At 35.3% G+C, this 18,419-nt stretch carries 16 protein-coding genes; 9 read left to right on the top strand and 7 right to left on the bottom strand.

Features of this window, described 5'->3' with window-relative positions; all coding sequences use genetic code 11:
* The first annotated feature begins 60 nt into the window (after positions 1-60).
* From B9Y84_RS15050 to B9Y84_RS15030, 5 genes are all read left to right on the top strand, one after another.
* A complete protein-coding gene (locus B9Y84_RS15050) occupies positions 61-2,085 on the top strand; it encodes a protein-disulfide reductase DsbD family protein (RefSeq protein ID WP_085518216.1) in 2,025 nt (674 codons plus the stop codon).
* A gap of 60 nt (positions 2,086-2,145) precedes the next feature.
* Positions 2,146-3,942, top strand: a complete 1,797-nt coding sequence (locus tag B9Y84_RS15045; RefSeq protein WP_085518215.1) for an ABC transporter ATP-binding protein — start codon at positions 2,146-2,148, stop codon at positions 3,940-3,942.
* 3 nt (positions 3,943-3,945) lie between these two features.
* Positions 3,946-4,854: a lysophospholipid acyltransferase family protein gene (locus B9Y84_RS15040; RefSeq protein ID WP_085518214.1), complete on the top strand. Its 909-nt coding sequence runs from the start codon at positions 3,946-3,948 to the stop codon at positions 4,852-4,854.
* A gap of 70 nt (positions 4,855-4,924) precedes the next feature.
* A complete protein-coding gene (locus B9Y84_RS15035) occupies positions 4,925-5,656 on the top strand; it encodes an LOG family protein (RefSeq protein ID WP_085518213.1) in 732 nt (243 codons plus the stop codon).
* Positions 5,657-5,680: 24 nt separating this feature from the next.
* Positions 5,681-6,604 (top strand): lytic transglycosylase domain-containing protein, encoded by a 924-nt coding sequence (locus tag B9Y84_RS15030; RefSeq protein ID WP_085518212.1) that lies wholly within the window; start codon positions 5,681-5,683, stop codon positions 6,602-6,604.
* Here B9Y84_RS15030 and B9Y84_RS15025 read toward each other — a convergent pair.
* Positions 6,601-7,221, bottom strand: coding sequence for an outer membrane beta-barrel protein (locus B9Y84_RS15025; protein ID WP_085518211.1), 621 nt, complete (start codon positions 7,219-7,221; stop codon positions 6,601-6,603). The genes B9Y84_RS15030 and B9Y84_RS15025 overlap by 4 nt on opposite strands.
* 43 nt (positions 7,222-7,264) lie before the next feature.
* Between B9Y84_RS15025 and gldB the strand changes: the two genes are divergently transcribed.
* Positions 7,265-8,278 carry a gliding motility lipoprotein GldB gene (gldB, locus tag B9Y84_RS15020; RefSeq protein ID WP_085518210.1) on the top strand — a complete coding sequence of 338 codons (1,014 nt, stop codon included), beginning with the start codon at positions 7,265-7,267 and terminating at the stop codon, positions 8,276-8,278.
* A 110-nt stretch (positions 8,279-8,388) separates the two neighbouring features.
* Positions 8,389-9,642 carry a tellurite resistance TerB family protein gene (locus B9Y84_RS15015; RefSeq protein WP_085518209.1) on the top strand — a complete coding sequence of 418 codons (1,254 nt, stop codon included), beginning with the start codon at positions 8,389-8,391 and terminating at the stop codon, positions 9,640-9,642.
* Between the two features lie 54 nt (positions 9,643-9,696).
* On the opposite strand, the gene B9Y84_RS15010 is transcribed toward B9Y84_RS15015, so the two are convergent.
* From B9Y84_RS15010 to rfbB, 5 genes are all read right to left on the bottom strand, one after another.
* Positions 9,697-10,665 (bottom strand): TerC/Alx family metal homeostasis membrane protein, encoded by a 969-nt coding sequence (locus tag B9Y84_RS15010; protein WP_085518208.1) that lies wholly within the window; start codon positions 10,663-10,665, stop codon positions 9,697-9,699.
* 278 nt (positions 10,666-10,943) lie between these two features.
* Positions 10,944-11,516: a collagen-like triple helix repeat-containing protein gene (locus B9Y84_RS15005; protein ID WP_085518207.1), complete on the bottom strand. Its 573-nt coding sequence runs from the start codon at positions 11,514-11,516 to the stop codon at positions 10,944-10,946.
* Positions 11,517-11,958: 442 nt separating this feature from the next.
* Entirely contained in the window at positions 11,959-13,707 is a 1,749-nt protein-coding gene (locus B9Y84_RS15000; protein WP_085518206.1) for an ABC transporter ATP-binding protein, read from the bottom strand.
* Positions 13,708-13,829: 122 nt separating this feature from the next.
* Complete coding sequence (gene rfbA, locus B9Y84_RS14995; RefSeq protein WP_085518205.1) at positions 13,830-14,699, bottom strand: glucose-1-phosphate thymidylyltransferase RfbA; 870 nt, start codon at positions 14,697-14,699, stop codon at positions 13,830-13,832.
* 93 nt (positions 14,700-14,792) lie between these two features.
* Entirely contained in the window at positions 14,793-15,848 is a 1,056-nt protein-coding gene (gene rfbB / locus B9Y84_RS14990; RefSeq protein WP_085518204.1) for a dTDP-glucose 4,6-dehydratase, read from the bottom strand.
* A gap of 410 nt (positions 15,849-16,258) precedes the next feature.
* On the opposite strand from rfbB, the gene B9Y84_RS14985 reads away from it, so the two are divergent.
* Positions 16,259-17,020 carry a hypothetical protein gene (locus B9Y84_RS14985; RefSeq protein ID WP_139828056.1) on the top strand — a complete coding sequence of 254 codons (762 nt, stop codon included), beginning with the start codon at positions 16,259-16,261 and terminating at the stop codon, positions 17,018-17,020.
* Between the two features lies 1 nt (position 17,021).
* Here B9Y84_RS14985 and rfbC read toward each other — a convergent pair whose 3' ends face one another.
* A complete protein-coding gene (gene rfbC, locus B9Y84_RS14980) occupies positions 17,022-17,573 on the bottom strand; it encodes a dTDP-4-dehydrorhamnose 3,5-epimerase (RefSeq protein ID WP_085518202.1) in 552 nt (183 codons plus the stop codon).
* Positions 17,574-17,652: 79 nt separating this feature from the next.
* Between rfbC and B9Y84_RS14975 the strand changes: the two genes are divergently transcribed.
* On the top strand, positions 17,653-18,318 hold the full coding sequence (locus tag B9Y84_RS14975; protein WP_085518201.1) for a heme exporter protein CcmB: 666 nt from the start codon (positions 17,653-17,655) through the stop codon (positions 18,316-18,318).
* Positions 18,319-18,419: the final 101 nt, after the last annotated feature.

The raw sequence follows: 18,419 nt of genomic DNA, 5'->3' as shown, positions 1-18,419 counted from the left end.
CAAAATTTAACTATCTTCGTGTTTTAGTTTTGTAAGACGAACAGGCCTTATTAAAAGTTTATGAGATATTTAGTTTACAGCCTATTATTGGTAGGTTTATTTTTGCAAAACACCTTTGCCCAAGTAATTAAGCCCATTAGCTGGGAAAGTTCCATTTTAGAAGAAAATGTAGAAGTAGGAGATACGGCCACACTTTCCTTCCGAGCAGAAATAGATGAAAACTGGTATCTTTATTCGTCAGATTTCGATCCGGATTTAGGGCCAATGCTGACGGAGTTTGATTTTAAAGAGGATGATTCCTACCAGTTGGTGGATAGTCTAATTCCCATCAACCCTTCTGAAGGTTATGATGAAATTTGGGAAGGAAATTATACTTATTTCAAGGAGAAAGCTGAGTTTCAACAAAAAGTACTCATAAAAGAAATTCCGTTTAAAATTGTGACTAGCAATAGCTACCAAGTTTGTTCTGATGTAGACGGGAAATGTATTCCTTTTAGCGATGATTTCTCTTTTGGCGAAAAAACTAAATCATCTATCAAGTCTACAAGCAGCGAGCAAGATAAATCTAAAAAAGAAGGTAAAAAAAAAATAATTGATCTTCAGCAAACAGATTCAAACTCCCCTTATTCACTTTTAGGTTTTATGGTGGTGGCTTTTTTGGCCGGTTTAGCTGCTTTATTGACGCCATGTGTTTTCCCTATGATCCCGATGACGGTAACTTTCTTCACAGGAAAGGCGAAATCGAGAGCGGGCGCCATTCGTCAAGCTGTAATTTATGGAATTTCAATTATTGTGATTTACGTGGTGGCGGGAACCATTATTGCTGTAATTAATGGTCCTGAATTTGCCAATTGGCTCAGCACTCACTGGATTCCGAATGTCTTTTTCTTTTTGGTATTCTTCATTTTTGCACTATCCTTTTTAGGACTATTTGAAATCAATTTACCTTCAAGTTTTGTCAATAAAGTGGATGCCAAAGCAGATAAAGGTGGTTTAGGAGGCGTTTTCTTCATGGCCTTTACTTTGGTTTTAGTGTCATTTAGCTGTACTGGTCCTATTGTAGGTAGTATTTTAGTGGAATCTGCTGGTGGCATGGTAATCAAACCACTTTTAGGGATGTTCGCTTTTAGTTTAGCTTTCGCTATTCCGTTTACGCTCTTTGCTATTTTCCCTGAGTGGTTAAATAACCTTCCAAAATCCGGTGGATGGTTAAATTCTGTAAAAGTAGTTTTAGGATTTTTAGAATTAGCATTAGGCTTAAAATTCTTAAGCATAGCCGATCAGGTTTATCATTGGGGAATTTTAGATAGAGATATTTATTTAGTACTGTGGATCGTGATTTTTGCCATGTTAGGGCTGTATTTATTGGGGAAACTAAGATTGCCGGGAGATAGCCCAATCGAAAGATTATCAGTTGGGAGATTAATGTTAAGCATTGTGACGTTTAGTTTTGTTTTATACATGATTCCTGGCTTATTTGGGGCGCCATTAAAAGCACTTTCAGGATATTTGCCTCCCATGAGTTCTCATGATTTTGATTTGCCAACTCTTATTCGAGAAAACAGTGGAGGTTCAGGAGCATTAAGTTCGGAGGATCAGTTGTGCGAAGAACCAAAGCATGGAGATATGCTTCATTTCCCTCATGGGATAAAAGGCTATTTCGATTATGAACAAGCATTAGCCTGTGCCAAAGAGCAAGACAAGCCTATCTTTGTAGATTTCACAGGCCATGGCTGCGTTAACTGCCGTGAAATGGAAGCCAGGGTTTGGTCAGACCCAAAGGTATTGAGCCGATTGAAAAGCGATTTTGTTATGTTGGCCTTATATGTCGATGAAAAGACTGAATTACCGGAAAGTGATTGGTATACTAGTGAATATGACGGAAAGGTGAAAAAGTCAATAGGTAAGCAAAATGCTGATTTTCAAATCACTCGCTTTAATAATAATGCTCAACCTTACTATGTTTTATTAGATACTGATGGCGAACTTTTAGTTGAGCCAATTGCTTATGAAAGGAGCATCAGCAACTTTGTAGATTTTTTAGATGAGGGAAAAGAAAAGTTCAAAGCTAAAAACACGCCTTAATTAAAGAACTATTGTACCTTTGCGAGGTTGTATTCAAATCAAAAGAGATAGTATTTAAGAATGGCAAAAAGAAGATCGAGCGAAACGCTAAAAGAGGAAGAGAAAAAGCCACTTAACAAAGAGAATTTTAAAAAGCTAACAGGAGTGTTTCAGTTTATAAAGCCTTACAAGGGTTATTTTGTAGCTGGACTATTTTTCCTGTTGATTTCAAGTACCACACTACTAGGTTTTCCGTACGTAATGGGAAAATTAGTAGATGTAGCGCAGGGTAAAACATCTGGCATATTTACAGAAATCAATACTGTTGCTTTTATACTAATTGGAATATTAGCTGTTCAGAGTTTCTTTTCTTTTTTCAGGGTGTATCTTTTTGCTCAAGTAAGTGAGAGAGCCATGGCTGATATGCGGGCTAAACTTTATACGAAGTTAATGAGCTTGCCGATGGCTTTTTATGATAAAAGTCGTGTGGGGGAATTAGTTAGTAGGATTACATCTGATGTTTCCTTATTGCAAGACACCTTTTCAGTAACACTTGCTGAATTTATCAGGCAAGTCTCCACCTTGATTATAGGGGCAGCCATCATTTTCTACTTCACACCTAAGTTGGCGCTTTTCATGATTGCCACCTTTCCTATATTGGTCATAGCGGCAATGGTATTCGGAAGATTCATTCGAAAGCTTTCTAAAAAAACACAAGCTGAGTTAGCCTCTGCCAATGTGATTGTGGAAGAGACTTTGCAATCCATCAATATTGTAAAAGCTTTCACCAGCGAATTGACTGAGGTTTTGAGATACCGAAAATCACTTGATAAAGTGGTGAAAGTAGCATTGAAATCTGCCACATTCAGAGGAGCATTTATTTCCTTTATTATTTTTGCCATGTTTGGTGGAATCGTTGCTGTCTTGTGGTACGGTGCCAGTCTAGTGCAAGAGGGAAGCATGAGCGTAGGGGATTTACTAAGCTTTGTGCTTTACACCACCTTTATTGGCGGTTCTATAGCTGGTTTGGGCGATTTATACGGTCAAATTCAAAAAGCCATAGGCGCTTCTGAGAGAGTAATGGAAATATTGCAAGAGGAAGAAGAATTTAAAATAGAGGAAGAAGAAAAAATTCATTTGGAAGGATCCATTGATTTTGAAGATGTACAATTTTCCTATCCGACTCGTAAAGATGTTAAGGTATTAAAAGGCTTGAATTTATCCGTAGGGGCAGGAGAAAAGGTAGCCCTTGTTGGACATAGTGGGGCTGGAAAATCAACGATCATCCAATTATTAATGCGTTTTTATCCATTGTCTTCTGGCACGATTAAAGTCGATGAGCAGGATATCAATTCCTTATCAATTACCGGATACAGACAAAATATCGGCATCGTACCTCAGGAAATAATTTTATTCGGTGGTTCTATCCGTGAAAATATTGCATATGGAAAACCAGATGCTTCAGATGAAGAAGTCATTGCGGCTGCTGAAAAAGCTAATGCATGGCTTTTCATAAAAGATTTTCCTGAGGGCTTAGATACCTTAGTTGGAGAGCGAGGCGTTAAGTTATCTGGAGGGCAACGGCAGAGGATAGCCATTGCCAGGGCAATCTTAAAAGACCCAAAGATCTTAGTATTAGATGAGGCTACTTCCTCTCTAGATGCAGAGTCTGAATATTTAGTCCAACAAGCATTGGATGAACTCATGAAAGGTAGAACGACTATTATTATCGCACATCGTTTAGCAACTATCCGTAAAGTAGATAAGATTTTTGTGTTAAAAGAGGGACAGATTTCTGAGCAAGGCTCCCATCAAGAACTTCTAGAATCGGAAAACGGGACTTACAGCAACTTGGTAAAACTTCAATTACAAGACTAAAAGATGAAAGCTAAATACTATTTTTTAAAAGCTGTTTTTTGGCTTTTGAGTAAAATTCCGTTTTGGTTTTACCACGGGCTTTCTAGCGTCATTGCTTTTATATTTATCAAATTTAAATTGTACAGATATAAAGTTGTAACGGATAATTTGAGTAAATGCTTTCCTGAGAAATCTGAAGCGGAGATTAAGAAAATCGCAAAGCAGTTTTATTTTCATTTTGCAGATTTACTCATAGAAAGTGTAAAAGCATTTGGATTTTCAAAGGAAACTATAAAAAAGCGATATAAGATTAAACCTAATCCAGAACTACAGAAGTTAATGGATGAAAAGAAGAACATCGCCATGATTTTACCGCATTTTGCTAATTGGGAATGGGCGGCACAAGGAATAAATTTCATGGTAGAAAGGAATCAGCCTTTATCATTAATCATGTATAAGCCACTGAAGAACAAAGTGATGGATAAATTGATGAGGGATAATCGAACACGCTTTCCGGGAAATCATTTGTTTCCGAAAAATAATGTAATGCGTGAAGTGCTTGCACATCAAGATGATCATTATTTACTCGGTTTCGCAGCCGATCAATCACCAGCAAACACCTATAATTCATATTGGATGCAGTTTTTAGGTCGAGAGACTGGGGTGTTTTTTGGGGTAGAAAAATTTTGCCAAAAACTTAATTTAGTACCCGTTTATGCCCATGTAAAAAAAATTGGAAGATCTAGGTTTGAGGTAGATATGGAAATTATCACAGAAGAGCCAAGAGAACAAGCCTACGGCTATATCACGGAAAAACACATGCGACTGTTAGAAGCAGATATTTACAAAAACCCGCATTTGTGGCTGTGGACACATAGGAGGTGGAAGAGAAGCAAACCGGCGGACTATGAGCAAATAAGACCACAAGAGTAGATTATTATTTTTAACCGATACTTAGAATTTGTAACAGTAAAACGTTATACTAACCTTAAACATATTAGATATGAGCGAATCAAATAACGAAGATAAATTAGAATTAAATAAAATAAGGAAGGCTTTCAAAGACAGAGATTGGAATGAGATTAAAAGTTCAGACTCTTGGGCTATTTTCAAAATCATGTCAGAGTTTGTGGACGGTTTTGAAAAGCTTTCAAAGATTGGGCCTTGCGTTTCCATATTTGGTTCTGCAAGAACAAAGCCGGATCATAAGTATTATAAGATTGCTGAAGAAGTAGCAGCTAAGTTAGTCCGGCATGGATACGGTGTAATTACAGGTGGAGGACCTGGGATTATGGAAGCAGGAAATAAAGGAGCAAAAAGCGAAAACGGCAAGTCAGTAGGACTTAATATAGTATTGCCCTTTGAGCAATTCAATAATATTTACATTGATCCAGATAAGCTAATAACGTTTGACTATTTTTTCGTTAGAAAGGTCATGTTCGTAAAGTATGCACAGGGGTTTGTAGTGATGCCAGGTGGTTTTGGAACTATGGATGAACTTTTTGAAGCCCTAACCCTTATTCAAACACATAAAATAGGGAGATTTCCAATAGTATTGGTGGGGAAAAAGTTTTGGTCAGGATTAATAGATTGGATAAAAGATACTTTGATTGAAGCTGAGAACAATGTCAGCCCCGAAGATATGGACTTGTTTACAGTAGTAGATACGCCAACCGAAGCAGTGAAAGTAATAGATAACTTCTATTCACAATTTATGCTTTCTCCAAACTTCTAAAGTTAAGAAGAGTTAACAGTTTATATGACAGACAGTAGATTTGCCTTATATATTTCAATAGCTTCTTTAGTTACGTTTTTGATAGTAGCTTTTTTCCGCAAGGAAGGAAAAACTGAAATTCATAAACCAGTAGCCGAACAGATGCAGCCAATTGCTTTTAAAAATGCGAAAACTATACCTATTCCAGAAAAAATTGATTTAGCAGGTGAAAATGTTCCGTTGGAGATTGATGATGTAAAAGAACGACTGGATAAAGAACTTCATATAAACTCCTATTGGCACAACAACACTATATTTTTATTTAAAAGAGCTAATCGTTGGTTTCCTGTGATAGAACCGATTTTGGCTGAATACGGGATTCCTGATGATTTCAAATATTTAGCATTAATTGAAAGTGGTCTGGAGAATGTGGATAGCTATGCTGGTGCAGCAGGATTTTGGCAGATTCTGAAAAGTACAGGGAGAGAATACGGTCTAGAAATTAATAGAGACGTAGACCAGCGGTATGACCCTGTCCTGTCAACAAGGGCTGCATGCAAGTACCTAAAAAGGTCATATGCTAAATTTGAAGATTGGACCTTGGTAGCAGCTTCTTACAATAGAGGTATGAGAGGAATGCAAAATGCGTTGGATAATCAAAAAGTAGATAATTTCTATGATTTAATGCTTAATGATGAAACTTCTCGCTATGTTTTTAGAATTTTAGCTATTAAACAAATTTTTGAGAGTCCTGAAAGCTATGGTCTGGATATTGTCAAAGAGCACTTGTACGAGCCCTTCGTTTACCGTTATGATACAGTTCGTAATTCTATTGATTGGGTAGATTATGCTAAAGCACAAGGAACGACTTATAAAACTTTAAGAATTTATAATCCTTGGATTCAAGATGACGATATTAGAATCGGTAGAGATGATTATTATGTAATGAGTTTGCCGGCAACAAATTAAAAGATTATTCCAATTTCTAAACCAACAAAATCATTTCTTAGATTAAAACTATCATCATAATTATTTTCCTTGATAGTATTTAATAAACCTCTTTGATATATAATGCCTCCAAATATTTTCGTGTTGATGCCGATTCCATATTCTAATCCGATGGCTAGCAAAGAGTTTAAATCAATAAACCTAAAGCTTTGAACAATATTCTCTTCTTCTCCTTCATTGTTGGTCTTAAAGTCAACCGTTCCTCCGAACTGAAAGTAAATTCTCTTATCCAAACCTATTTCTTCAGTGAAGAGTTTTAAAGTAATAGGTACTTGTAAATACTGCGGACTATAGTCTTCATCATAAGTAGCTCCGAGTGAATCTGCAACAAAAGCAGATCGCTTGGAAGTAAAAATAAGTCCAGTGCTAAAGTAGTGATTTTCTTTAAATTCGATATCGAAAATAGGCCCTAATTGGAAACGCAAACCAACTCCATCGGTATCAAATTGGGTATTGTCGGTGTCAGCCTCTATTCGGTTGAAAGAAATATTGGGAGCAGCTTTGAATCCAAATCTAACTTGTGCCTCTGCCAAATAAACTGAAAACAGGAATAGAGTAGAAAAGAGCAATTTTTTCATTTATTTTGGGTTTGATATTCAGAACAAATATAATCAATGACTTATGCAAAGTAATAAATATTGTATACTAACTTCCTTCATCGTCTTTTTTGTTTTTTCAGGATGTAGCGATTCAGATAAATTTTGTGAGGAGGCACCAAATGTTACTGACGTAGAAATTGAAATTCCTCTTAATGATCTTACAGGAAAGATGGTCTCTTTAAAGTCCGAGGAGGGAGCAATTCAATTTATCGAAAACAATCCTTTTGTTGCAGATTATTTCTTTGAAAGAAGGAGATACACTGCAGATTCAGTGGTAGTTAATAGCATGGTCAATATTTTTTCATCTCCTGCTTATAAAGATACGCTTTATCAACAAGTTAGAAATACGTTCGGAGATTTTAATAGCTTACAGGTAGATTTTGAAAGAGCGTTTAAATTTTATAAGCATTATTATCCAGATGTAGTGGTTCCTGAATTAGAAATTGTTTTGGCGGGTTTGCAGAAAGATCTTTTTGTCTCGGATAGTTTAATTAGTATTGCTGCTGATTATTTTTTGGGTCCAGATGCAGCTTATGGACCAAATGGTGTTCCTGATTATATCTTAATGCGATACCAAAAGGAATATATAGTTCCGATGACAATGCTTTTACTGACTCAAAAGCGAAATAAAACTGATAGGAGCGACCAGAGCCTTTTGGCTGATATGATATTTTATGGCAAGTCATATTATATGACCAAAATGACAATTCCATGCACTCCAGATTCTCTGATCATTGGTTACACGGCTAAAGAAATAGCAGATATTAATAAAAATGAGCATATCATTTGGGCTAATTTCTTAGAAAATGATTTATTATATGAGACAAGTCACTTTATGAAAAATAAATTCATAGGAGAAAGACCAAAAACCTTTGAAATCAGTCAACAATGTCCTGGTAGAATAGGTATTTGGGTAGGTTGGCAAATTGTAAAGTCCTATATGGCAAATAATCCAGAAGTCAGTGTTCAAGAGTTAATGGAAAACACTGATGCACAACAGATGTTTGGCAAGGCAAAATATAAACCTAAGGGCTAGATTTTAGTCGTCCAAAGGAGTGAATAATAGAAAAATACAATTTCTTAATTTCTATTGTAGAATTAATTAGCTAATTTATAAGCAATTAGGAGAAAGCTAAAATCTACCATATGAATCCTGCTGAAAAAGGTTGGCTAAAAGAGTATATCAAATTCAGGAGTCCGTATCCGATCGATCTGAACCAATATCAAATTCAAGATCAGGATAATCTATTATACAAATTAATTCAACCTACTGGTTTGATTTATGGTCATCCTATTCATGCTCCAGGCCTTAGGCATCCGAAAGAACAAAGATGGAATAGCTTAGGGAAGATGAAAATCGTACTGCTAGAGAGCTTTATACATAGTGCCAGACTAAAGCAGGTAAGTCTACCGCAAAGAGAAAGTGATTGGAAGGATTATTATTTGGAGACGAGCCAATCTATTGGTAGATTTTATTCAATTTTAGATCCTAGTATAAATAAAAAGAAACTGCTGTTTTTTAATAGGCCTAGGGTAGAGGATGTTAGATTTACTGAACAGGTACTTCATAGAAGGTTGTTTTTAAAGTCTCGTTGGGATAATTATTGGGCTAGTCTCTTTCAAAATAGCCTACTTTTTTTAGACACTTATTATTTTGGGGAATGGCGTGCTGGGAATTTTCACAACATAAAATGGCACAAGGACGCTATGAAAATTTTGCTTTTGAAGGTGATAGCTGCTGCCGCCCATGCCAATCAAATTATTGCTAGAGAAGAGCGTAATATGTTTTTCAATTTTTTAAGCTCTGCTAATTTATCGAAGGCCCAAAGCAAACTAGCAAAAGAGGCTTTTAAAGATGGAGTTACGTTAGATCAAATTGATTTGAGACAAGCAGATACATGGTTGCTGAAGAAGTACGTGCTGGAACTGGCTATTTTAATGATTTGGGCAGATAAAGTTATAAGCATTGAAGAACGAGCTTTTTTAACAGAATTGGCGCAACGATTAGGGATTTCAGAGGAAGAGCTAGATATTAGTTTAATAGCCATTGAATCATTTGTAATAGAAAATTGGAAAGAAGTATATTTTCTGCAAAATAAGCATTCATTTCAAGTTATTAGCGAAACAATTCTTCAAAGGATAGCTTCTGTTCTCAAAAAAAATAGGGTAAGCATTGGGCAAGAAATTAGAGAGAGCAGTGAGCTATGGCATTTGCTTGAAAAGTTTAAAGCGCAGCCTTTAAGCGATGAAGAAAAGGAATTAGTCAGAGTGAAATTGATCGATATTTTAAATTCAATTCCAGCATTTGTAATAATAGAACTGCCTGCTTCATTCTTAACCTTACCTGTTTTGCTTAAACTATTGCCAAAAAGTATACTTCCTGTTGATTTCCAAGATTAACTGATATTAGTTCATGATCAGTTCATAAGTCTTTAGCTTTAGATATCGTATCGCTTAAGGAACCAAATCTTTGGAATTTTTCCTTGGTGGAATAACTAATGAGAGCAAGATGGAAAGTAGTAGAGTTGAGAATATCACGCTAAAGGAGACTAGAGTATTGATGTGGATATGCACAAATTCTAAGAGCATTTTTGCTCCAATAAAAATTAATATAAAAGAGAGCCCTTTTTGTAGAAGATAGAATTTATCAATAATGCCAGCAAGCAAGAAAAATTTAGCTCGTAAACCTAGTATAGCAAAAATATTGGAGGTATATAAAATGAATTCATTTTGAGTAATCGCAAATACCGCAGGTATGGAATCCACTGCAAATATTAAGTCCGTTGATTCTACTAACAGTATGACTAAGAACAAAGGGGTAAATAAAATCATATTTCCCCTTCTGATTATAAATTTACCACTGAAATTACCTTTCGTGATTTTAAGATATTTTCTTGCAAACTGAATGATCACATTTTTTTCAGGGTCAAGGTCATCTTCCGATTTTTGGAAGAATATTTTTACACCACTATATACTAAAAAGGCCCCAAATATATAGAGAATCCAATGAAACTGGTCTACGAGGTAAGCACCTAAAAATATAAAAATTGCACGAAACAGGATGGCTCCTAAAACACCCCAAAATAGTATCTTATGATATAGGTTTTCTTCGACTTTAAAATATCTTAAGATGAGTAGGATGACAAAAATATTATCTACTGATAAGGCGTACTCCGCCACGTACGCTGAGAAATATTCTAGCATCACTACACTGCCGCCATAAAACTTATATATCAAATAGCCAAAGGCTACCGAGATCACTATCCAAAAGATTGATTGATAAGTAGCAGACCGTAGAGATACTTTTTTTGCATCTCTATTGAAGAATCCCAAGTCAAAAATGAGAAAGATGATAATAACTGCAGCGAAAACAGTGTAGAGTATGTGTTCCGTATTATCAAAAAAGCTTAGAATGCCGTCCATATATTGATTGACCCCAATTAATCCGAAAGATAATTTATTTGTAACTTTTAATTAAGTTTTCTAAAGAAAATAACTTGCTTTTTATCGAAAGCCCCGAATTTTATACGTATCCGAGGGGGGCAATCAAATATATAGATGTAAGTTTACTAATAAAAAGCAAGCGTTTTTTGCTTAGCTTTTAGATCAATTACAAGCCTCAACGGTTAAAGATGTATAATTATAAGATAAAGGGTAAGTCAAATTTTTGACTTACCCGACAGAATACCATGAACATTAAATTATTTGACAGTAACTACATGTTCTTCACTAATATTGTAGTATTCAATGACAGCATTATAGTCTTTATAATCAACAGGATTTGTGGCTCTACTATTTGTGAATTGGCCAGGCACTACTACTACTCTGGCAATCCAATTATCAGTAAACCTAGCTCCCAGAAGATTTAGATCAAAATTGCCATCCATAAATAGATTTACATCAAATCGGGTGAAATCGTAGTTGTAGATTAAAGTTCCGAAATCTGTGAATTCGGTTTGAGGCAATGCTCTCCATAAATCAAGGTCTTCATCTTCGAAATAATCATATAGAAAATAAACCAACACTACATCGGATTCCAGCATTTCAAAATCATTGGGTAGTTCTAAAAGTAAACTGTATTCGTTTCCTGAAGAAAATGTTAAGTCAACATATTCGAATACGAATGCTTCTTGACCATCCTGGCCATTTTGTCCTGCTGGTCCTTGAGGTCCTCTGGGGCCTTGCGGGCCTGGTGCACCATCTTGACCGTTGAATGAACAACTTCCTAAAAATATTAAGTTTATTGCGAGAATTAAATTGAATAGTCTTTTCATGGCTATGTGTTTTATTGATTAAGTAAAACTAACCAAAAAATATGCCAAAGACGATATTGCTTGTTAAACTTGAAAGCTCTAACTATTCATGAAAGATTTAATCAACATTCCTAAAAAGAGGAGAATGAATATAACTCCCTTAATGATATTGTCATTAAGTCTTGAGTTTTTTAATGTTCTAAATATATTCGAAATCATGCATCAAATATAACTAGTGAGGTTTGGACAAGCTAAATCAAAGAAATTCAGATGCGTAATATTTAATACAATTTATGGGGTTGATCTAAAATACTTTGGATTCGGTCTTAAAACCTACAGTAGTTTTTGATTAAATATGTTCGCAAAAGTACGTAAATGTTTAAATTTTTAATTATTGCAAAGGGCTTTCTTGAGAATATAGGATTTTTAATACATAGGTAAAAAAAAGACACGATTTCCGAAATCAGATTCTTGCCTGATATGTATAAAGGTCAAAATATCTCCCTTTCTTATCTATTAATTCATCATGCTGACCTTTTTCCGCAATTTTCCCATCCTCAATCACTAAGATTTGATCTGCCTGTCTAATGGTGCTTAGTCGGTGTGCAATTACGAAAGTTGTTTTTCCTTTCATTAATTCTTTCAAACTCGATTGTATAAAATGCTCGCTTTCAGTATCTAAATTAGAGGTTGCCTCATCCAGAATTAATATTTTAGGATCAGCTAAGATGGCTCTTGCAATTGCAATTCTTTGTTGTTGACCACCAGAAAGTTTTACGCCTCGCTCTCCGATTTGTGTGTCCAAACCGTCTTCAAACTTATCTGTAAATTGATGAACATAGGCGGATTTAACCGCATTCATTAATTCTGCCTCCGTTGCAGCAGGCCGTGGAAATAGAATATTTTCTTTTATCGTACCTTCAAATAGGAAATCTTCTTGCAAGACTACGCCTAATTTGCTTCTATAACTTTGCAAGGTTATTTTCTGTAAATCATGACCGTCCACTAATATTTCACCCTCATCAGGATTTAAAAAAGAAGATACTAAGCCGGAGATTGTGCTTTTACCAGAGCCTGAAGTACCAACAAAAGCTGTAACTGAACCAGGTAATGCCTCAAAACTGATATTTCTGACTACATCTTTATCTTCTTCATAAGCGAAGGATACGTTTCGAAATTCTATTTGGCCCTTAACATCCTTCAATTCGATTGTTCTGTTTGGATTATCGGTTTCCACGGGCGTATTCATAATCTCCTCGGTCCTGTCTAGTCCTGCGAAAGCTTCTGTTAGTTGACTACCAATGTTGCTCATTTGAACGATAGGAGCAATCATAAAGCCGAGATAGAGCGTGAAAGCTAGAAAGTCACCAAAAGTCAGTTGATCATTCATAATCATCCACCCTCCTATCCCCATAATACCTGCTGATGCTAAGCCTAAAAGTAATGTGGCAGAACTAGTGATTAAGCTAGTTGCTGTTAAACTGGATTTAATATTTTTGAATAATTTATCAACTCCTTCTGCGAAGACCCTAATTTCCTGAAGCTCTGCATTGAACCCTTTTATTACCCTTATGCCGCCTAAGGTCTCTGTTAGCCTTCCTGTAACGTCTGCATTGATTTTTCCTCTTTCTCTAAAGATGGGGCGAATTCTTCCGAATGCTTTTAAAGAAATAAAACCGAAAATAGCGACTGGAACAAGGACATAAAGTGTCATCATTGGACTAATGGTGATTAGAATTATCAAGCAGACAATGGATGTTAGTATTCCACCCACCATTTGAGCTAGTCCAGTACCTACCAAGTTCCTAACACCTTCTACATCAGTCATTATTCTGGAAACCAATTCTCCGGTTTTGGCATTGTCAAAGTAGCGAATTGGTAATTTTAAGATATGAGACTGAACTTTTGACCGGAGTTGAGCGATTAGATTTTGCGCTTCCACGCTCAGGATTTGTGTCAAAGCGAAGGAAGTTACTGCCTGAACTACAATTGCACCTACTACAGCAAAAATTAAATACTTAAGCATTTGCAGGTCGCCATTTGGCACTATTTCATCTACCAAAATTTTGCTCGAGCCGGGCAAAACTAATGAAGCGGCTCTACTGATTATGATGAGAACCAAACCAATGAGAATATATTTCCTCCTTGGCCAAATAATTGTTTTAAAGGCTGAAGCTAAAGTAGTTTTTGAGGGATTTTGTTCTTGTGCCATGAGTAAGTGGGAAAGCCAGTACTTACGGCCCACCTTTTTAAAAGTTCTTTTGCTAAGCGCCAAATAGTAAATGATGCAACAATAACATACAAGAAGCTTTGAGAAGTTGATTATAGGAACAGTTATTTTGATTGCCGAATCAAACGCATCAAGTACTCCCCATAGCCACTTTTCACCAATGGCTCTGCAAGCTTTTGTAATTGAGATTTGTTAATGAAGCCCATTCTGAAGGCCACTTCTTCTATGCAGCCAATTTTCAAGCCTTGTCGTTCTTCAATGACCTTCACAAATTCTGAAGCCTGCATTAAAGAGGCAAAAGTTCCGGTGTCCAGCCAGGCAGTTCCCCTGTTTAAAACACTTACTTTTAGCTTCCCTTCTTCTAAATACTTTTTGTTGATATCGGTGATTTCAAGTTCCCCTCTTGGACTAGGCTTAATATTTTTAGCAATATCAATCACTCTGTTGTCATAAAAATAGATGCCAGGAACAGCAAAAGACGATTTTGGCTTTTGGGGTTTTTCTTCAATAGAAATTGCTTTCCCATTTTCATTAAATTCCACCACTCCATATCGTTCAGGATCATGCACATGATAGGCATACACTATTCCACCCTCCGGTTTCTTATTTGATTGTAATAACGTAGACATTCCAGAACCATAAAAGATATTATCCCCTAAAATCAGTGCTACATCATCATCTCCCACAAAATCTTCACCTATAATAAAGGCTTGTGCCAGCCCTTCGGGATTTTCCTGAACAGCGTACTCAAAGTGACAGCCAAGTTGAGCGCCATCTCCTAATAATTGCTTAAATAGACCAGTATGTTCAGGGGTTGAAATAATCAAAATCTCATTTATTCCAGCTAGCATTAATGTGGATAGCGGGTAATAAATCATAGGTTTATCGTAAACCGGCATAAGTTGCTTGCTCAATGCAATTGTTAATGGGTGCAATCTTGTTCCTGACCCTCCTGCTAATATTATTCCTTTCATAGTTTAGATTTTTAGATGCTAGAACCTAGATTATAGACTGGTTCTATATTTTATAAATCCTAATTTCAGAGTCTAGATTCTAATATCTAGGGTCTAGTTTCTTTCTTTATACATTTCATCATAATACTGCTGATAGGCACCCGAAGTGACATTTTTAAGCCATTTTTCATTGTCCAGATACCAATCAATGGTTTTGGAAATTCCTTCCTCAAATTGAAGACTAGGTTCCCATCCCAGCTCTTTCATGATTTTATTTGCATCGATGGCATACCTCAAATCGTGACCAGCTCGATCTTTTACATAAGTTATTAGCTCTTCGGACGCTCCTTCTTTCCTACCTAGCTTTTTATCCATCGTTTTACAAATAACCTTGATTAAGTCTAGGTTTTTCCATTCGTTAAAGCCACCAATATTATAAGTCTCTTTGTTTTTTCCTTTATGATAAACCAAATCAATGGCTCTAGCATGATCAATTACAAAAAGCCAATCTCTTATATTTTCCCCTTTTCCGTATACAGGAAGGGGTTTGTTATTTCTAATATTATTAATAAAGAGCGGTATAAGTTTTTCCGGGAACTGGTTTGGCCCGTAATTATTTGAGCAATTACTGATAACAACTGGAAGCCCATAAGTATTAGCATAAGCTCTAACAAAATGATCTGAACCGGCCTTAGATGCAGAATATGGAGATTGAGGGTCGTATGAAGTTTCTTCAGTGAAGAACCCTCCATCGTCAACGGAACCATAAACCTCATCAGTGGAAACATGATAAAATCGTTTGCTTTCAAAATTACCTTTCCATTTATCTTTGGCGGCATTCAACAAAGTCACCGTGCCAAAAATATTGGTTTTCAAAAATTCGAGAGGATTGCTAATGGATCTATCTACATGTGATTCTGCAGCTAAATGGATCACTCCATCAAAATCATATTTTTCAAAAAGGTCAAAAATAAAATTTTCATCAGTGATATCACCTTTTTCAAAAATATAATTTGGCTTACCTTCGATATCCTTGAGATTTTCTAAGTTGCCTGCATAAGTTAAGGCGTCAAGATTGACGATTTTATATTCAGGATATTGATTAATAAATAGTCGCACAACATGAGAGCCAATAAATCCTGCGCCTCCTGTAATTAATATAGTTTTCAATGGTTTTAAGGTTTTTTTGGACTCAAAAATAAGGATTGTCTAACAGAATAAATGATTCAAAACAAAATTTATTTCAATAGTATCCAAAACTTCCGTTTATTTGTAAAAATTTTTAAGATATTATGTCAGAAATAGACAAAAAATCACAGAATTCCAATAGTTCTGATGAAATTGATTTGAGAGAGCTGTTCTCCACTATTGGGAGGTTTTTCAAAAGCATATTTGTAGGAATAATAATGGTGTTTGTTCACTTTAGAAATGCCACGTTTAAGTATGTCAAACTAATTTTACTTTTCGCGATACTTGGTGGTTTTACAGGTGTTGCGTTAAACTATTATCTTCCGGATTACTACAGTAGCTACATGCTAATTAATTCTAGGTATTCTAGTGGTAGATTAATGGAAAATTCTGTGGATAAACTTCAGCAGCTTTGCGGGGAGCAAAATTATGTCCAGCTTGCTAAATTGCTTGATATAGATACTACTCAAGCAAAGAATCTTAAAGGCTTTAGCTACGAACCCTTCGTGTCAGAAGAAGAAATTGTGCAGTTGGAAGTTTTAAAGGAACAATTAAAAGGCAAAATTGATGATGAAGAAACAATTAACAAGTTTGTTGAAAAACTGAGACTAGACAATAAAACCACATATAAAATTTTTGTTAATGTTTTTGACAATCAGGGCTTAACAAAGTTGCAGGAACCTTTGGTTTATTATTTCAAAGAAAACCAGTTTGTTTCTAAAAGACTTGAGATAGAAAAGGAAATCCTCAAGGGTAAGGCTGAAAATATTAGATTAGAGCTTTCTAGATTGGATAGTTTGAAAAAAGCTTTAATAGCTAGCTATAATGTATCAGGTAAAGAAAGTGCAAAAGAGACAAATTTATTTATTGGGGATCAAGAATATGGACCGATTGCAGTATTTCAAGAGAGCAGAAATCAATATAATGAACTACAGAAGGTAGAACAAGAGATATTTTTAATGCCAAGTTTTGAGCTTATTGATGGTTTTACAGTGTTTTCAAAACCAGATAGTCCCAGCTTAATTAAATTAGGTTTTTACTCTGGTTTAGTTGGCCTGGGAATTGCATACATTATTATTTTAATATTTGGCTTTAATAAATATCTGAATAAAGTCGAATCAGAAAATAGTAAAAAGGAAGAATTAGCTAGTTGATTTAAAAAGGCGATTTAAAATCATTGAACAATAAATTGTTCTGATCTTTTTCAGAAATTATTCTTTTTTCAGGAACAATTTTCCAATCAATATTTAAGGAGGCGTCATTAAACATTATGCCTCTTTCATTTTCTGGGCTGTAATAATTATCGCATTTATAAAAAAATTCAGCCTCGTTACTTAATACCGCAATTCCGTGTGCAAAACCTCTTGGAATGAATAATTGCTGTTTGTTTTCTGCAGAAAGATGAATCGAAAAAGATTTCCCATAAGTGGGTTTATCTTTTCTTAAATCTACTACCACATCCAGAACTTCCCCTTTCAATACTCTTACTAGCTTTGCTTGAGCCACTGGAGGAGCTTGTAAATGTAAACCTCTAATTACACCATAAATCGAACGGGACTGATTGTCTTGCACAAACTCACATTGAATTCCAGTTGCATCTTCAAATTTCTTTTGATGAAAACTCTCAAAAAAATAGCCTCTTGAATCTTCAAATACTGTCGGCTTAATTATATATAAATCATCAAAATCAGTCGGGGTAATATTCATGTTTAATTTTTTGTGCAAATTAAGCACAACATTCCGTTTTTACCATGCCTTATTGAGGTTTATCTATTAAATTTGCACCGTGATAAAACAAGTAATATCCATTTTTGAAAAAGAAGTTAGACTAGAATGGCGGAATAAAACCGCCTTCAATGGAATATTACTTTATTTGGTAAGCACCATTTTTATTTGCTATCTAAGCTTCAATGTGAGAACTGGCCAAATGCAAACGGTCACTTGGAATGCTCTGTTTTGGATTATTATTGTTTTTGCCAATATTAATGGGGTAGCTAAAAGTTTTTTACAGGAGGGAGAAGGAAGAATGTTGTATTACTATACACTTTGTAAACCTGAGGTCATTTTAAGTGGTAAACTTATTTTTAATATTTTGCTCTCTGTTGTAATAGCGATTATCGGTTTTGCTGTGTACGCTATTATTTTAGGAAATCAGGTTTCAAATCATATTTATTTTCTTCTAACCATACTTTTTGCTGCTATTGGATTTTCTGGAGTTTTAACTTTGGTTTCGGGTATTGTTTCCAAAGCCAACAATAGCACAGCGTTAATGGCAGTGTTAAGTTTCCCAATATTATTACCTATTTTACTGATGTCGGTAGGACTCTCAAAGAATGCTATAGATGGGATTGACATTAGCTTGATGAATGACAAACTGTTTACTTTAATATCCGTAGATGCAATTGTCATCACTACGGCATATATATTATTTCCTTTTATTTGGAGAAATTAAATAGAGCCTATTAGGCAAATACAAGAGATGAACTTGTCTCTGCATGATAATGAGTACCAAATAACAAGTGTTTATGATATTAATTATTATTCTATATTTGA

It is taken from the genome of Marivirga sericea (assembly GCF_900177665.1).
In the GTDB taxonomy this organism is placed as follows: domain Bacteria; phylum Bacteroidota; class Bacteroidia; order Cytophagales; family Cyclobacteriaceae; genus Marivirga; species Marivirga sericea.
Note: the sequence above shows the minus strand (reverse complement) of the source record. Positions and strands in the feature narration are given on the sequence as shown.